This is a genomic window from Acinetobacter sp. FB, from assembly GCF_056033405.1.
The window spans coordinates 2840706-2857566 of record NZ_CM148502.1 but is presented as its reverse complement, the minus strand read 5'-3'; the positions used below and the strand labels follow the sequence as shown (position 1 = coordinate 2857566).

Genomic DNA, 16861 nt, shown 5'->3' with positions numbered 1-16861 from the left:
GGCGTTTTTGATGCTCAAAGATATTGTTAGTATGCATTGATTGATAAGTGATTTTAGTTTGAAGCCTAGCAATTATTTGCAGTATTTTCATTTTTATAAATTAAGTAATTATCCAATAAACTAAAAAGCATACAGGCAAAAACAAGACTTATTCCAGCGAGGCAAGTCATTGTCCAACCACCATGATTCCATGAAAAAATCCCAAGTGCAGAGCCACAAGCACCGCCTGTAAAATACGCCGTCATATATATGGCATTAATTCGAGATTTTGCATCAGGTCTTAAGCGGAAAATAATACTTTGATTACTGGTATGGACAAGCGCTAAAGCCAATTGGATAACCGCAAATCCAAGAATGTAGCTGAATAGAAAAGTTTGTCCAAAATAGAAACAAATCCAACTGAGGATGAACAAGCCACAACCGATCCAAGTTAATTGTTTGGTATAACCTTGGTCAGCGTAGCGACCTATATATTGAGTTGATAATGCGCCGAAGATACCGACTAGGCTAACCATTCCAATCACAAGGTCAGGAAGGTGATGTGCTGCTGTGAGCAATAACGCAATCGTTGAGTACAAAATACTGACTGCTGCAAATGCAAAAGCACCTGTCAATGCACGTAATAGCAAACGTTTTTCTTGTTTTAATAATTCAGCCATAGAGACAAAAATTTGTCTGTAATCCATTTTGATTCGCATAACATATGGGAGTCGACTTTTAAGTGCATAAGCCAAAATCAACATTAAAATACCACTCACCACATAAATGACTTTCCAATGAAACAAATTTGAAAAGAGCCCTGCAAGACTTGTGGAAAGTAAAATACCAACTAATAAACCACTCATGAGAAAACCCACAACTTCACCTGTTTTTTCTGGTTCAACAGTCATGGTTGCGAGTGGAATTAAAACTTGAGCAGCGACAGAAAATAGTCCAACTAGAATTGTACCAATCCAAAGCATTGGTAGATTCACAGAGAAAGCACAAATAAATAGGCCTACTGCACATAATGCCATTAAGAGCGGAATAAATTTGGTCTTATTAACGACATCGCCCATTGGAACAATAAAGAGCAAGCCGAGCGCGTAAGAAACCTGAGCAAAAGTTACAGTCAGAGCTGCTTGCCCCTCTGTAACCGCAAAAAATTGCTGAATGGAGTGAATTAAGGGTTGGCTATAATAGTTTGCACCTGCACATAAACCACATGCTGCTGCCATAAACCAGAGTAAGGCTTTATTTTGACTAATATTTGGGGTGTTTGACATAATATTCTCTTCTCTGGTTTTTAGGCAGTATACGCAGTCGCTTCGATTTCAATTTGCATTTCTGGTAATGCTAAGCCTGTGACTGGAATAAGTGTACAAACAGGGAATTCATGAGTTTTCCAAAGATCCACTATTGTTTTAATCACCAGCTGATGTTTATGAGCGTCATGATCAACAATCAGAACACGTAACACGGCAATATCTGAAAGTGTTGCTTGAACTGAGGCTAAAGCCTGTTGAATATTATAGAAGACTTGTTGTACCTGTTGGTCAAAAAAAGGTGAAAGTTCACCATTTTTATTTTCTCCACCTTGGCCCGCGAGATGAATAATTCGCATATTCGGTTTCACAACAGCAATATGACTATATCCATTGCTTTTAGGATGGTAGAGCGCTTCAGGATTAATTATTTGAAAGGCTTGATTATTTATTTTATTCATTCCAGTACATCTTTATAAAATATGATATGTGCTAGTATCAAAGCTCAAGTTAACTAGAGGTCAAGAAAATTTTGAAGCAATATTCGCCAGAAACGTGGCTTAGCATAGGAGAACTTGCAAAACGTAGCGGCGTAAGTGTTCCAACGATTCGTTTTTATGAAGAAAAAGATCTGATTTGGAGTACTAGAACGGAGGGAAATCAGCGTAGGTATCAGCGTGCGATGCTTAGGCGAATTGCAATTATAAAAGCGGCTCAACAGGTTGGGATCAGTTTAAAACAAATAAAACAAACGCTGAGTATCTTACCAAAGCAACAAGTGGCTACGAAAAAAGATTGGCAAATCATGTCACAAAAGTGGCAGGGGCAATTGGATCAGCAAATCATGATGTTGTTGCAGTTACGCCAACAATTGGATCAATGTATCGGTTGTGGTTGTTTGTCTTTGGAGCAATGTCCTTTGCGAAATCCTGAAGATTGTCTGGCAGAGGAGGCAATGGGTGCACATTTTCAAGAAATTTTATTTTTAATGAATCAAAAAAATGAGTCAGAATTTTAAAAGATGATTTTATTGCACTAATTTTGTGCAATTTTTAGGATTTGATTAGACAAAATCATACAAATATCACTTGAAAAAATGCCATTTAAAATTTTTACATTTATTTTTGATAATTATCTTCATTGATCGCTATACGCATCTTTGGATCATTTTGAATGATTTGCTTAGTCTTTACTAATCGATGATTTTATCTGTAAAAATTTGATCGAAGTCGCTCTAAAAACGCTATAAATGTTCTAAGAAGCCAATCCCACCGATTAATTGCATGATTATGATGCAGATTCGAATGATTTATAAATCACAATACGTTCAATATCTAAACCAGATAAGTAATTTGTATTGATTATGAGTCATTGATGCAATAAAGCCCTGATTTGTTATTTATACCTTACTTTTTTATCTGTTGTTGAGGACTGAAAAAGACAGTGAGCTGGTGAGTTTGTCTAAATAATCAGACTTACTCATATAGTATATAAAGATAAAGTGTTTTTACTTATAAGCAGGCAAACATGCTGATTATACAAGTTGTAAACATTAATCTGAATCATCAGTTCAAAATATAGGTATTTATTAAATAAATATTGGGTGGAATTTTAAAAAAGTTCTATTAGAATCCAAAATTCAACAAAGAATACTCCTGGGGGAAACATTGCTACTCGCGATGTTTACTTAAGAAAAACTAGCTTGAGGAACGCTCATGCAGATCGGAATCCCAACCGAAACTGTTGCAGGTGAAAGTCGTGTAGCGGCAACACCAGAAACAGTTAAGAAGTTGATTAACGCAGGTCATAGTATTGTCATTGAACGTGGCGCTGGTGTTAAAGCAGCCTATATTGACAGTGCTTATGAACAAGTTGGCGCAACTATTACGGACGATGCTTATACAGGCAGCCAAATTATTTTGAAGGTACGTGCTCCTAGCGGTAACGAAATTCAAAAACTTGCGGCGAATACAACTGTAATAGCTATGTTTGACCCTTACCGCAATCCAGAACTAGACCAGTTTGCTACTCAGCAAGTGTCTGCTTTTGCTTTAGAGTTACTTCCTCGTACGCTTTCACGCGCACAAAACATGGACGTACTTTCTTCTCAAGCAAACTTGGCTGGTTATAAATCTGTATTGTTAGCTGCGGCTGAATATCAACGTATGTTCCCAATGTTAATGACGGCTGCGGGTACTGTAAAACCTGCGCGTGTCGTGATCATGGGTGTTGGTGTTGCTGGTCTTCAAGCGATTGCGACTGCAAAACGTTTAGGTGCAGTTGTAGAAGCAACTGACTTACGTCCAACTGCTAAAGAACAAGTTGAGTCTTTAGGTGGTAAATGGTTAGACGTACCAATGTCAGACGAAGAAAAACAACGTGCTGCTGAAGCTGCGAAAAGCGGTTATGGTTGGCAGCCGGGTGAGCAATACATCAAAGATCAAGCTGCGATTGTAGATAAAGCTGTATCAAATGCTGACATCGTAATCACGACTGCATTGATTCCGGGTCGTAATGCTCCGCGCCTGATCAAAGCTGAAACTGTTGCCAAGATGAAACCGGGCTGTGTCATTTTAGATATGGCAGTTGAAACGGGTGGTAACGTTGAAGGTTCTAAAGAAGGCGAAACTGTTGTTACTGAAAATGGTGTGAAAATTTTGGGTATTCCAAACATTCCAGGCACAGTTGCAACGGAAGCATCTGCATTGTATGCACGTAACGTTTTTAACTTCCTTGAAACATTATTCGACAAAGACAAAAACTTTGCGATTAATCCAGAAGAAGAAATCCAAAAAGCGTTACTCGTGACTCATGGCGGTCAAGTACTGCTCAAGCGCGGTTAAGGAGAGTTCTCATGGTTGAAACGATTACAATTTTCGTCCTTGCCATCTTCGTAGGTTATTACGTGGTGTGGGGTGTAACGCCAGCGTTACATACACCATTAATGGCAGTAACGAATGCGTTGTCTTCAATTATTGTGGTTGGAGCGATGATCCAGACTGTAGGTATGCCTGCAATTGGTGTTGATGCCAATGTAGCATTCCAAAGTGTAAATGTTGTAAGCATCTTAGGTGCTGTTGCTGTGTTCTTGGCAAGTATCAACATTTTTGGTGGCTTTGCTGTAACTGCTCGTATGCTTGAAATGTTCAAGCCGAAGCAAAAGAAAAAAGAGGGCTAAGCAATGGAATTTATTCGAGACTATGCGGATTGGTTCTACCTGATTGGTGCTGTCCTCTTTATCTTAACTTTACGTGGCTTGTCTGGCCCTAAGACTGCAATTGCAGGTAACCGCTACGGTATGATCGCAATGGCGATTGCTGTAGTAACAACCTTCTTTGTTGCTGAACATCCAGTAGTTTGGATGATTGGCGGTGCAATGGTATTGGGTGCTGTTGTTGGTATCGCACGTGCGAAAACAGTTCCAATGACGCAAATGCCTGAGACGGTTGCATTGATGCACTCTCTCGTCGGTTTAGCTGCGGTATTAATTGCGATTGCTGCGATTCTGCACAACAACCAACTCAATGTATTGTTTGAACAAAATGAAGCTGCTTTAACTGCTGCTGGTGTTCAACACGCACATATGAGTCCAGTTCATTTATTCGAATTGTTTGTTGGCTGTTTCGTTGGTGCGATTACATTTACTGCGTCGGTATTTGCTTACGGTAAATTGGCTGCGAAGAAATGGGCAAAAACAATTTCTGGTGCATGGGTTAAACCAGTTCAAGCAACAATCTTTATTGCGATGCTTGCATGTGGTTTCTACTTCTTCACTACGGGTAACATGACTGCATTCTGGGCAATGACAGCACTTGCACTTGCATTTGGCTGGGTATGGATTGCGCCAGTAGGTGGTGGTGATATGCCAGTTGTGGTATCACTCTTGAACTCATTCTCTGGTTGGGCTGCGGCAGGTATTGGTTTCACACTTGAAAACAATATGTTAATCGTTGCGGGTTCACTTGTAGGTTCTTCTGGTGCAATTCTTTCTTACATCATGTGTAAGGCGATGAACCGTTCAATCATCAACGTCTTGTTTGGTGGTGCGATGGGTGGTGCAGCAGTTGCATCAGCAGATAAAGGTGAGCAAGTTCAACGTAATCACCGTTCTGGTTCAGCAGATGACGCAGGCTTCCTGATGTCAAATGCAGACAGTGTTGTGATTGTACCAGGTTATGGTATGGCGCAAGGTCGTGCACAGAATGCGGTTAAAGAATTGTGTGAAATCTTAAAAGAGCAGGGCGTAAAAGTTCGCTTTGCGATTCACCCAGTTGCTGGTCGTATGCCTGGTCACATGAACGTATTACTTGCTGAAGCTGATGTTGCATATGAAGACATCTTAGAGATGGATGAGATTAACTCAGACTTCCCTGCAACAGACGTAGTACTTGTAATTGGTGCGAATGACGTAGTTAACCCTGCGGCGAAAGATGATCCGACATCACCAATCTATGGTATGCCGATCCTTGAAGCGCATAAAGCTCGTACTATCATGGTGATCAAGCGTTCTATGGCAACAGGTTATGCTGGCTTAGACAATGACTTGTTCTATAACGAAAAAACTATGATGATCTTCGGTGATGCGAAGAAAGTTGTGGAAGATATGACGAAAGCAATCAATGGTGGTGGTCACTAATCTGACCTCATTAAGATTGTAAAAGCCACCCAAGGGTGGCTTTTTTATTTTCGATTTAATTAAAGATATTTTTCTACAAGATCCATAGACTGAGTATAAAGATCGCGCGCAAGCTGTTGGTTTTTAGCATGTGGTGATTTCCAGTCTGGCATATGAGCACTGACATATTCTCCATTACGCTTTGCCCACTCATCGCCAGTCGCCATTTGTGTAATCAACTTTGCAGGAACAGAAGTGGGTACTAAACCTAGTTTCATGACTTCATATACTGGTTTAGGGAGTTCTCTATAGATATCTGATGCAACACCACCTGGATGTAAAGCATTATTGGTAATTGTGCTGTTTGCCATTCTTTCTGCTAGTGCATTACTGAACAATAGATTTGCAAGTTTAGACTGGCCATAATAAAACAGTGGATTATAAAAACCCTCAGCACGAAATTTATTTGGTTTGATTGAACCCGCCCAATGTGCAATTGAAGCAAGGTGTACGATTCGGGCTTTAGGTGCTTTTTCTAGAACTGGGAGTAATTTTTGAGTTAAAAGAAAATGTCCTAAATAATTCACTCCAAATTGTTGTTCAAATCCATCAGCGGTGAGTTGCTTGGTTTTGGCAAAAAGACCAGCATTGTTAATTAAAACATCTAGATTGCCATATTGATCTGCGATTTGATCTGCCGCTTTTCGGGTTTGTTCAAGACTATTTAAATCAAGTGAAACTAAGTCTACTTGTGCTTGATCAAGTTTACGTAATTTTACTTGTGCAGCTTGTGCTTTTTGAGGATTGCGGCAGGCAAGAATGACATGCTGTCCTTGTTTGACCAATTGTTCCGCTGTAGCAAAGCCAATTCCTGTATTTGCACCTGTAATCAAGACCTTCATGTGTTACTCCTGTGATACTTTTTATTAACCGAGTTCTAAGATGGTGTTATAGTGCGTTAAATCTGACAATTTGTCATGTCAATTTTTTAAAATTACCAATAGTTCATCTTTGTGCTTTGAGTAAAAAACTTTAATCATCAATATGAATGTTAAATCGTTTTTTTATGATAGATAAATATAAACCAATAAATTTTTTGAATAAATGAAGTTTGTTTTGGCATTCTCTTTGCATTTAATTTCTTGTTCTTTTTAGGGGAATTATATGAAAAATGTCGTATTGATTTTGCCAATTCTGTTGTTTCTCTCTTCCGCTACTTTTGCCGAAACTGCACCTAATATTCAAGAAATTCGCCTTTCCTTGGATAGCGTGTGGGTGGTTGTTGGTGGAATTTTAGTTTTCTTTATGCAAGCAGGATTTGCTTTAATTGAAAGTGGATCTGTTCGTAGTAAGAATACCGTTAATGTTCTTATGAAAAATTATATGGATACCTGTATAGGTGGCATCATTTTTTGGCTATTTGGTTTTGGTTTGATGTTCGGTTTAAATCAAACAGGCTGGATAGGGTGGGGATATTTTATGCCGAGTCAATTAGATGACTGGCATTGGAATTTATTGTTTTTCCAAATGATGTTTGCAGCAACAGCAACCACGATTGCAAGTGGTGCGATGGCGGAGCGAATACATTTTGTGGCCTATGTGGTAAGTGCAATCTTTGTCAGTGGCGTGATTTATCCGATATTTGGAAGTTGGGCTTGGGGAGGATTGTTTGGTGGAGATGGTTGGTTAAAAGCTCTGGGTTTTATTGATTTTGCAGGTTCAACAGTCGTGCATTCAATTGGTGGTTGGGTGGCACTCGCAGGCATTATCGTGTTAGGACCACGTTTAGGTCGATTTGGTCGCAAAGGGCAAAGCCATTTTTTAGCAGGACATAACTTACCTCTCGTTGCATTAGGAGGCTTTATTTTGTGGTTTGCTTGGTTTGGTTTTAATGCCGCTTCAACCGTTGCAGCCAGTGTTAGTATTGGGCGTATCGCACTGAATACACATCTTGCTGCGTGTGCTGCGGCTTCAACTTACATGATTCTTGCACTGCTTCAATCAAAAGCAGTTTTGATGCGTCATACGATTAATGCTTCATTAGCAGGTCTAGTCGCAATTACGGCAGGATGTGCCACAATGTCACCGCCGTTTGCGATTATCACAGGAGCAATTGCGGGATTATTAATTACCTTTGTTCCACAATTTATAGAAAAGATGCAATTAGATGATGTCGTGGATGCAGTGACTGTTCATGGTGTTTGTGGTGCTTGGGGGACATTAGCCGCAGGTATTTTCTTTGAAAAAGCACTATTTAATTTAGATATTATTCTTGTTCAAGCCTTAGGTGTGGGGGCTGCATTGATTTGGGGATTTGGTGCATCTTTTATTATGTTTAAATTACTTGATAAGCTCTTGGGTGGTTTGCGAGTTTCACAACAACATGAACAACGTGGTTTGGACTACACTGAACATGCGGAGTTATCTTATCCTGAGTTTCAAAGAGATGTGACTTTTGAGACTGAAAACATCACTCATCGGCATTAAGGGGTGATCGCTATGGTTGAACTGACAATTGAACAAAAGAAGCAGGCAGTCACAAAAGGATTATCCCAATTTTTGCCAGATACCGTTTTGCAACGTGTTTTGCAGTATTGGGAAAGTGAATATGGACATCAGCCTTCTTTTGTATTAAACCGTTTTTTAAGTGAAATTTGTACAACACAAGAGTTGCGGTTGCTCCGCAAAGACATGTTGCGTCAGGTCTTGCATGAAATATCGATTGTTGAAAAGCAACAACATCTTGAGGTTAAAGAAGATAAAGATGTGGTGATTGCGGAAGAAGAGCAGCCTGTAGATTTATTTCAAGCTTTTTATGATTTTATTATCACAATTTTAAAGTCAGTTCATCGGAATGATTATTTAGAGTTCGTAGATGAATTGGGGGTAAAAATGAAAAAGCATCGCTTATTGGCTGCTTATCGATTTATTGATGGTTCAGAAAAAAATTGTCTTAAGCAAATACCTCAAGCATTCTATGCGGAATTGATTACAATTTTTTATGCTATTTATTGTGATTTTTATGGGCCAAATAAAGCTGATCAGCTTTATGCGCAGATTAAGAATACAGTGAAGCAACAATATCCTGAAATTGATTTAAAACAGTTATTATGAATATAAAAAAAGCGACCAATTTGGGTCGCTTTTTTGAGCATTACGCTACTGATTCTGGTGCACGCCATAAACTTTCTAAGTCATAGAACTTACGGGCGGTAGGTAGCATAACGTGTACAACAACGAACCCTAGATCAATTAGGATCCATTCAGCGTCTCGTTCACCCTCAACACCAATTGGGCGAAAACCTGCTTTACGTGCTTCATCAGCAACATTGTCAGCAAGTGCTTTGACATGACGAGTAGATGTTCCGCTTGCAATCACAATTGCATCGGCAACATTGCTAATAGAACTTACATCAAGTTCTAGAATATCTTTGGCTTTTACATCAGTAAGGGCTTCATGTACAACTTTTAAACAAGCATGTACATCTTTGTTTGCTGTTTTGATTTTTAGGTCGTGAGAATTAGAAGCGCTGGGCGATGGTTCTAAATTCATAGAGGGTATATTTTCCTGACAATTGCTCATCGTCAAATATACCGTTTTTCTCTATAAAATTCAAATTTCAGCAGTAACAGTTTATGTATTCACGTCATTGGAAAAGTACTTTCCTTTCCATGCAAAAGATTGATCTGATTGAGTTTTTGGTCGGTATTCCGCACCAATATAACCTTGATAGTCACTTTGACGTAACCAGTCAAAAATTTGCTTATAGGGAATATTTCCTGTGTCAGGTTCATGTCGATTTGGATAATCGGCGAATTGGATATGTCCAATTTGATGTAAATTTTCCTGTAATCCAGCCAAAATCTCTTCGCCCATCATTGCCATATGGTAACAATCGTATTGCATCTTTAAAGCAGGATGGTTGACGACTTCAAGCATTTCTTGGGCTTGAGCAATATTCTGAACTAGAAAGCGTGGCATATCTGTGCCATTAATCATTTCAAAAACGGGTTCAATACTTTGTTCAGTGAGCATGTGGCAAGCAAGTTTTAAATTGCTTGCTAAGGTATTTAAACAAGGTAAGAGGTCAGCATCTTGAGGCTGTTTACCTGCTAAAATATTGACTCGAGGAACATTCAGTGCCTTTGCATAACGAATTGCAAGCATAAGGGCATGATGAAATTCAATTTCTTTTCCAGGAATACCTGCTAGGCCATTACCGCCCTGCATTAAATCGCCAGCAGGCACATTAATGAGGCAAAGGGAAAGATCGTATTGTTCAAGCTGAGTTTGAATATCAAAAATTTCTAATTCATATGGGAACTGAATTTCGATATGTTGGAAGCCATGTGCATGAGCTAAAGCAAAACGCTCAATCAAAGGGACTTCCGTAAAAATCATCGACAAATTGACTGCAAGATGGCTCATATTCAATCTCCTTCAATCAATTATTATTGCTCTATATATTGAATAATAGTCGCTAAATCATTATCAGCAAAGCCGTTTTCTTGGTGGGCTTGTAACTGTAGTAGAGCTTTTTGTGCAACAGGTATATTTAGGTTAAAACTATGAGCAAGTTTTAATGCATTATTAAGGTCTTTGGACAAGGTTTGCACTTTCCATTGCACAGGCTCAAAAGTATGGGTTGCCATACGAGGAGCTAAAATTTGAAATGGTTTAGAATCTGCAAAACCGCCCGCGAGAGCAGGGGCAAGTAAGTTGGTATCTACGCCTGCTTGGCTTGCTAATGCAACAGCTTCTGCGATCAAAGTGCTATTTGCTGCAACAATTAATTGATTACAAATTTTGGTGGCTTGCCCAGTCCCTGTTTCACCCATACGGGTAACACGTTGTGATAAGACTTTATAAATAGACTCGAGTGCTTGGATGGTGTGTTCATCGCCACCAGCAAAAATGACCAATGTACCTTGTTCTGCCCCTATAGTCCCACCTGAAACAGGTGAGTCAATCCAAGTCACTTGTTGCTGTTGGGCAAATTGCGCCAATTGTTGTGTCACGGTTACCGACAAGCTAGAAAAATCAACAATCACTTGCTCTGCTTTTAAATAGGGCTGGATTTGATCGAAAACGCTTTGAACAGCTTGATCATCCGCTAAACATATTAAAATAACAGGGTATTTCGCAATCTTGTCTAATTCTAACTGAGTTGCACCTTGTTGAATAAGTGCTTCACATGCATGTTGGCTTCGATTCCATACAGCTACATTATAACCAGCTTGAAGAAGTCGAGAGGCCATACGTGTACCCATTAAACCCATACCTAAGAACGCGATAGGTGTTTGTTGATTCGCATGCATGTGAATTTATCCTCGTGCTTATTTATATTGGCGCGGCAAGAATTGAATTTCTGGATTCTTATCTTTTTTACGTGCAAGGCTACTGTTTTTACCTAAAAGTAATTTAAGCTGCCACAGTTTTTCTAAACGTAAAGCCTTTTCAGGTTGATGTTCCATTGCATCCAATACTCGCTTCGCTGCCATAATTGCATCTGGCGAGCGCTGTAAGATTTCTTGGGCGATCACGTTTGCTTTGGCTAATGGATCTTGATCTAAATGTGTCACTAGACCAATTTCTTTAGCGTATTCTGCGTCAAAGATACGCGCAGTCAGCGTTAGTTCTTTGGCTAGATCAACGCCGATCAGCCCTTTTAATGAGCGTGTTAAACCCATGTCAGGTACTAGGCCCCAACGGCTTTCCATAATCGACATTTTAGTAGTGGGAGTCGCAATACGAATATCCGCTGCGAGTGCAAGCTGCATTCCTGCACCAAAGCAAAAACCTTCGATCGCTGCAATAACTGGAATAGGCAAATTTTGCCAAATTAAAAAAGCTTTTTGAAATAAGCTTTGTCCAGGTTTGATCAGTTCCCATGCCGCAAATGCTGTATTTTTTGGATTATTTAGATCTGATAAGTCGATACCAGCACTAAATACTTGTGCTTCACCCGTGAGGATGACACAACGAATTGAACGATCTTTCTCAATTTTTTTAGCTGTTGCAACCAGTTCTTTTAATAAAGCAAAACTCATTGCATTGCGTTTATCTGGTCGATTTAAGGAAACGGTTGCAATCCCATTGTTCTTTTCAACGCGTAAAAGTGCCATTTACCATACTCTTATTGTGTTTGATTGGGGCAGCATAGCATGAGTCTTTAACCTGAAACATGACACCGCAGTCACATTAAATGTCATGGGCGTGTAAGATGAGATTTGCGGCTTGTCGCACCTGTTCAATGGCTGTATTTAATTCATTAAAGCGATAATTTGTTTCCCGAATAAAGCCGTCATCTGCTTTACGTCGTTCTTTACGCAGGGTTGAAACGAATTGTTCAAACTCGCCAGAAACCTGTTGCAAATTCGGTGTTCCTACGTATCGAGTAGCACCATATAGACGGTGCAATACATGTTCCAGTTGAGGGAAGTCTTCCATTTCAATCAATTGTTGCATTTCAGCAAGTTCAGTATCGAAACTGTCTACCAACATATTCAATAGGTCTTGTGCTAGATCCTCTTTATTCGCTGCTAGTTGAACGCTTTGTTGCCAATTCAAAATTTGAGGATCAATCGTTTCAGTCGAACGTTTTTGTTCCGCATTTGCTGGTTGAGAAGAGAAATTGTTTTTCGTCCAGTGCGTTAAGATTTGAATGATTTGTTCCATTTGAATCGGTTTGGTTACGTAATCATTCATACCAACTTTGAGTAATTTTTGCTTCTCGTCTGCTAGAGCATGTGCAGTGAGTGCAATAATCGGAAGTTGCATGCCTGTATCTAAAGTTGACTCTAAGGAACGAATTGCTCGTGTTGTATCGATTCCTGACATCACTGGCATTTGGATATCCATAAAGACTAAGTCAAATGGCGGTAATTTTTGTTGTATACGTGCCTGAATGATATCAATCGCTTTCTGCCCACTGAGCGCTTTCGTGGTTGTGACGTTCAATTCACCGAGTAATGCTTCTAGTACAATCAGGTTAGGTAAATGATCGTCTACAGCAAGTATATGTAATCCTTGACCATTAAAGTTTTCTGGTTCAGGCTCAAAGATAGGTTGATTTCCCAATAACTGAACTAGTTCACGACGACTCAACGGTTGATAGAGCGGGCGCGCACGATATTCATTTAGCATGTTCGGGTCAAGGCTCATTTGATAACCGTAAACGGCTAAGTTTCCTTGGTAACGCTGACGAATTTCTTTGAGTAGTGCTTCTGTATCACCACTATGGTCAACGATGAGCCATGTATTTTCTTGCTGATTTAAATGATTCAGACGACTAAATAAATCCAAAATTGATTGTGTTTCGATATGTGAGACACGGTAGTTTTCTAAATATGAACGAAGCACACTCGCTGTGGCAGGATGGGCAAGGTAAGAGACCACTTGTAAATGATCAAAATGTGGATGCTCAACAAATTCATCTTGTTCATCCACTTTAAATGAAGCCGTAAACCAAAAGGTTGAACCTTTTTCTGTTGGGGCACGTTCTTGGTTGTCTTCAAAGCCAATTTGACCATGCATCAAATGAACAAGTTGTTTAGAAATTGCTAAGCCTAATCCTGTACCACCAAATTGACGAGTAACGGAAGCATCGCCTTGAGAGAATGATTCAAATAATTTTTTACGGTCGGTACCACTGAGACCAATACCACTATCTTGAACGCTGAAATGTAATAGGCATTGTCCAATATCATCATCTTCCATGCGTACACGAACGATGATTTCTCCATCTGGAGTGAATTTAATGGCGTTGGAAATGAGGTTGGTCAGAATTTGTTTAAAACGTAAGGCATCGCCAACTACATGCTGTGGAATATTCTCAGCGTAGTAAAATGCCATATTGATATGTTTTTGCGCTGCGAGCGGAGAAAGCATATCCATCACATCAAAAATAGCTTCTTCCAAATCAAATGGCGCTGTTTCGAGCTCTAATTTACCCGCATCAATTTTAGAAAAATCGAGGACATCATTAATGAGTGCTAAAAGGTGAGCTGAAGATTTACGAATAGTTTGAAGATACAGGTTCTGTTCATTACTTAAGTTTTGCTGACGAAGCAAGAGGTGAATAAAACCATCAATACTGTTGAGAGGTGTTCTAAGTTCATGACTGATATTGGCTAAAAAGACTGATTTAGATTGATTCGATGAAATCGCTTGGTCACGTGCTTGACGATAAGTAATATTTTGGACTTCGAGTGTATCTAAAGTACGACGTAAATCCTCTTCGGTTTGTTCAGTATGCTCTTTCAACTCCAAGAAGCTAAAATGTAAACGTTTGACTACATTGGCAATATCACGCTGGAGTAAGCGTAACTCACCTGTACTGTTCACCACGATATGCTGATCAAGTGTATCTGCATTTAAGCGTTGCATTTGCATGCGAATTTCATAGAGTGGCGCAAGCCAAATTCTTGAAAATACGTTTAAACAGAGTAATAAAAGTAATAGGGTAGTTAGTCCAGTCACGACCAAGGCTAATAGAATTTTATAACGAGCTAACTCAAGTGGCTGATTGTCTAATTCAATCATGAGCCAAATTGATTCGTTATGACCACCAGCCAATTTTGCACCATAGATGCTGTTGTGGTTATGTGCGATTGGACCAAAAAAATTACTGTTATTTGGAAAAGTTGGCCAAAAACGATTATTTTGATAACCAACACTGAGATAGGTTTGCCCTTGGTTATCAATAATGACAGCACGTTGTAAGTTTTTCTCATCAAACATTTTTTGCATAATGTTTTGAGCGCGATCATATTGATCGGGGTGTTGTTGTACCAGTTGTAGTAATTTTTCTGCGGTTTGATGGTAGCGAGCTAAAATCGCAGAAGCATCTGAATATTGTTGTTGTTTTGCTGCACTAGTTGTTTCAGATAGAACCCATAAAATACCAACTCCTGTTAGAACGGCGATTGGCACTAAAATAAGTGCAATCAATTGTCCATAAGCATGATTGAGCCGTAAGCGTTTAGATAGGGTTTTATTGAAATTTGACATAGCGCGGTCAGATTTATCATTCTGTGAAACATCTTATCATGCTTTGCCGAAATCAGAGGTATTGGCTAGCCAATAAAAAGCATAGTGAAAAGGTGCAGTATTTCTTATTTTTTCATACAATAGTCGCCACCTTAATATCGGTGTCGATCATGACGAATACGCAAACTGATTTTTTAGCAGATGAATTTTTACTAGACTATTATGTCGGTAAAAGCCCTTTAGTGCGTTTGCAACGTTTAGCAAGTCATACTCAAGCTACCGTATTAGCGAAATTAGAAGGTAATAATCCTGCTGGCTCAGTCAAAGATCGCCCTGCTTATAACATGATTGTTCAAGCAGAGAAGCGTGGACAAATTCAACCTGGTGATACTTTAATTGAAGCCACTAGCGGTAACACTGGCATTGCTTTAGCCATGGTTGCAGCCATGCGTGGTTATAAAATGAAGTTGATCATGCCAAATAACATGAGTCAGGAACGTAAAGATGCAATGTTGGCTTATGGTGCTGAGTTAATCGAAGTGACTCAACAGCAAGGTATGGAAGGCGCACGCGATTTAGCTTTACAAATGCAGGCTGAGGGCAAAGGTTTTGTCCTAAATCAATTTGGTAATCCAGACAATGTAGAGGCGCATTACCTCACAACTGGACCTGAGATCTGGAAGCAAACGGGCGGAAAAATTACCCACTTTGTGAGTTCGATGGGGACGACAGGAACCATTATGGGGGTCTCTAAGTATTTAAAAGAACAGAACCCTGATATTCAAATTGTGGGCTTACAACCATCTGATGGTTCGAGCATTGCAGGGATTCGTCGTTGGCCGGAAGAATATCTTCCAACTATTTTTGATCGTCGTCGTGTGGATCGAATTATTGATATTCCACAAATCGAAGCAGAAAAAACCATGCGTAAGTTAGCACGTACTGAAGGTATTAGTGCAGGTACTTCTTCTGGTGGTGCAGTTTGGGCGTCAATTAAAATTGCTGAAGAACATCCAGATGCTGTAATTGTCTGCATTATCTGTGACCGAGGTGATCGTTATTTGTCAACAGGGCTGTTTTCAGTTCAAGATTAAAATCTCCTCCTAATCCCTCTCTGTTAAAAAGAGGGAGAACACCCTCCCTTTATAAAAGGTGGGTTGGGAGGGATTTGAAGAGATTTCAAGATGAATTTACGTTTTCCAATTTTAGTTTTTGATATTGAGACACTAACCGATTTAAAGGCCGGTGCTCATCTTTACCATCTTGATTTACCTGAAGCCGATGTTGAACAAGCATTAACTAAGATTCGCCGTCAAGAATCTGGTATGGATTTTCAACGCCTACCTTTGCATGAAATTGTGTGTATTTCTGGTTTGTGGATTGATGAAAAAGGCGTTCGACTTTTTTCATTTAGTCAGGAGCAAAATACAGAAGCTGAGATGTTGACTAAATTTTTATCTATTTTTGATAAGAAGCAACCCACATTAATCAGTTGGAATGGTTCGCAATTTGATCTGCCTGTGATTTTATTCCGCACCATGTATCATGGTTTGTCTGCGTCAAGCTTATTCGATCAGGGTGAAATTGATAACCAAAAGCGTTTCAATAACTATCAAAACCGTTATCACCATCGTCATCTCGATTTGATGGATGTGATGGCAATGTTTAATGGTCGAAATTTTCAAAAACTTGATGATGTTGCTTGCCTTTTAGGATTACCTGGGAAACGTGGTGAGACTGGTTATCATGTGCCAGAGTATGTACGTACTGAACAATGGTTAAAACTGACCAGTTATTGTGAAGGTGATGTTTTAAATACATGGTTGATCTATTTACGTTGGTTGTTGCTCAAAGGGCAGCTTAATCAACATGATCATCAGCATTGGCTTCAAACCACGATCGATTATTTACAAACTCAAACGCAACAAACAGAATTCTTACAGGTATGGCAACAAACATCGCAATATACTGTATTTACCGCAAATACGTTTGCGCCAAAAAATTAGGTTG

16 protein-coding genes are annotated in these 16861 nt (G+C 39.4%); 8 read left to right on the top strand and 8 right to left on the bottom strand.

The features are described from left to right. Positions 1–65 precede the first annotated feature (65 nt). Positions 66–1265, bottom strand: a complete 1200-nt coding sequence (locus AC0JIQ_RS13585) for an MFS transporter (protein WP_474201960.1) — start codon at positions 1263–1265, stop codon at positions 66–68. A 20-nt stretch (positions 1266–1285) separates the two neighbouring features. Then, the gene (locus tag AC0JIQ_RS13580) at positions 1286–1705 is read right to left on the bottom strand and encodes a RidA family protein (RefSeq protein WP_474201959.1); all 420 of its coding nucleotides are present in this window, start codon (positions 1703–1705) and stop codon (positions 1286–1288) included. A gap of 71 nt (positions 1706–1776) precedes the next feature. Here AC0JIQ_RS13580 and soxR point away from each other — a divergent pair, with 71 nt between their 5' ends. The 4 genes from soxR to AC0JIQ_RS13560 all read left to right on the top strand — a co-directional run bounded on the left by soxR (position 1777) and on the right by AC0JIQ_RS13560 (position 5880). Further along, positions 1777–2262 carry a redox-sensitive transcriptional activator SoxR gene (gene soxR, locus AC0JIQ_RS13575; RefSeq protein WP_346511850.1) on the top strand — a complete coding sequence of 162 codons (486 nt, stop codon included), beginning with the start codon at positions 1777–1779 and terminating at the stop codon, positions 2260–2262. 697 nt (positions 2263–2959) lie between these two features. After that, positions 2960–4087 (top strand): Re/Si-specific NAD(P)(+) transhydrogenase subunit alpha, encoded by a 1128-nt coding sequence (locus AC0JIQ_RS13570; RefSeq protein ID WP_474201958.1) that lies wholly within the window; start codon positions 2960–2962, stop codon positions 4085–4087. An 11-nt stretch (positions 4088–4098) separates the two neighbouring features. Beyond that, positions 4099–4422: a proton-translocating transhydrogenase family protein gene (locus AC0JIQ_RS13565; protein WP_004664154.1), complete on the top strand. Its 324-nt coding sequence runs from the start codon at positions 4099–4101 to the stop codon at positions 4420–4422. Positions 4423–4425: 3 nt separating this feature from the next. After that, positions 4426–5880 carry an NAD(P)(+) transhydrogenase (Re/Si-specific) subunit beta gene (locus AC0JIQ_RS13560; protein ID WP_004664155.1) on the top strand — a complete coding sequence of 485 codons (1455 nt, stop codon included), beginning with the start codon at positions 4426–4428 and terminating at the stop codon, positions 5878–5880. Between the two features lie 59 nt (positions 5881–5939). Here AC0JIQ_RS13560 and AC0JIQ_RS13555 read toward each other — a convergent pair whose 3' ends face one another. Further along, a complete protein-coding gene (locus tag AC0JIQ_RS13555; RefSeq protein WP_474201957.1) occupies positions 5940–6761 on the bottom strand; it encodes an SDR family NAD(P)-dependent oxidoreductase in 822 nt (273 codons plus the stop codon). Positions 6762–7023: 262 nt separating this feature from the next. Between AC0JIQ_RS13555 and AC0JIQ_RS13550 the strand changes: the two genes are divergently transcribed. Continuing rightward, on the top strand, positions 7024–8346 hold the full coding sequence (locus AC0JIQ_RS13550; protein WP_474201956.1) for an ammonium transporter: 1323 nt from the start codon (positions 7024–7026) through the stop codon (positions 8344–8346). Between the two features lie 12 nt (positions 8347–8358). Next, positions 8359–8973: a hypothetical protein gene (locus AC0JIQ_RS13545; RefSeq protein ID WP_474201955.1), complete on the top strand. Its 615-nt coding sequence runs from the start codon at positions 8359–8361 to the stop codon at positions 8971–8973. A 40-nt stretch (positions 8974–9013) separates the two neighbouring features. Here the strand turns inward: AC0JIQ_RS13545 and rsfS are convergent, their stop codons facing one another. From rsfS to AC0JIQ_RS13520, 5 genes are all read right to left on the bottom strand, one after another. Next, positions 9014–9412 (bottom strand): ribosome silencing factor, encoded by a 399-nt coding sequence (gene rsfS / locus AC0JIQ_RS13540; protein WP_004664160.1) that lies wholly within the window; start codon positions 9410–9412, stop codon positions 9014–9016. 81 nt (positions 9413–9493) lie between these two features. Beyond that, entirely contained in the window at positions 9494–10288 is a 795-nt protein-coding gene (locus tag AC0JIQ_RS13535; RefSeq protein WP_346511854.1) for a hydroxypyruvate isomerase family protein, read from the bottom strand. 23 nt (positions 10289–10311) lie between these two features. Beyond that, positions 10312–11178, bottom strand: a complete 867-nt coding sequence (locus AC0JIQ_RS13530) for an NAD(P)-dependent oxidoreductase (protein ID WP_474201954.1) — start codon at positions 11176–11178, stop codon at positions 10312–10314. An 18-nt stretch (positions 11179–11196) separates the two neighbouring features. After that, positions 11197–11985, bottom strand: coding sequence for a crotonase/enoyl-CoA hydratase family protein (locus AC0JIQ_RS13525; RefSeq protein ID WP_005164310.1), 789 nt, complete (start codon positions 11983–11985; stop codon positions 11197–11199). Positions 11986–12061: 76 nt separating this feature from the next. After that, a complete protein-coding gene (locus tag AC0JIQ_RS13520) occupies positions 12062–14872 on the bottom strand; it encodes a GacS-like sensor histidine kinase (protein WP_474201953.1) in 2811 nt (936 codons plus the stop codon). Positions 14873–15021: 149 nt separating this feature from the next. Here AC0JIQ_RS13520 and cysM point away from each other — a divergent pair, with 149 nt between their 5' ends. Both cysM and AC0JIQ_RS13510 read left to right on the top strand, forming a co-directional pair. Beyond that, on the top strand, positions 15022–15945 hold the full coding sequence (gene cysM / locus AC0JIQ_RS13515) for a cysteine synthase CysM (RefSeq protein ID WP_004664170.1): 924 nt from the start codon (positions 15022–15024) through the stop codon (positions 15943–15945). A 90-nt stretch (positions 15946–16035) separates the two neighbouring features. Continuing rightward, positions 16036–16857 carry a 3'-5' exonuclease gene (locus tag AC0JIQ_RS13510; protein ID WP_474201952.1) on the top strand — a complete coding sequence of 274 codons (822 nt, stop codon included), beginning with the start codon at positions 16036–16038 and terminating at the stop codon, positions 16855–16857. The last annotated feature ends 4 nt before the right edge of the window (positions 16858–16861 follow it).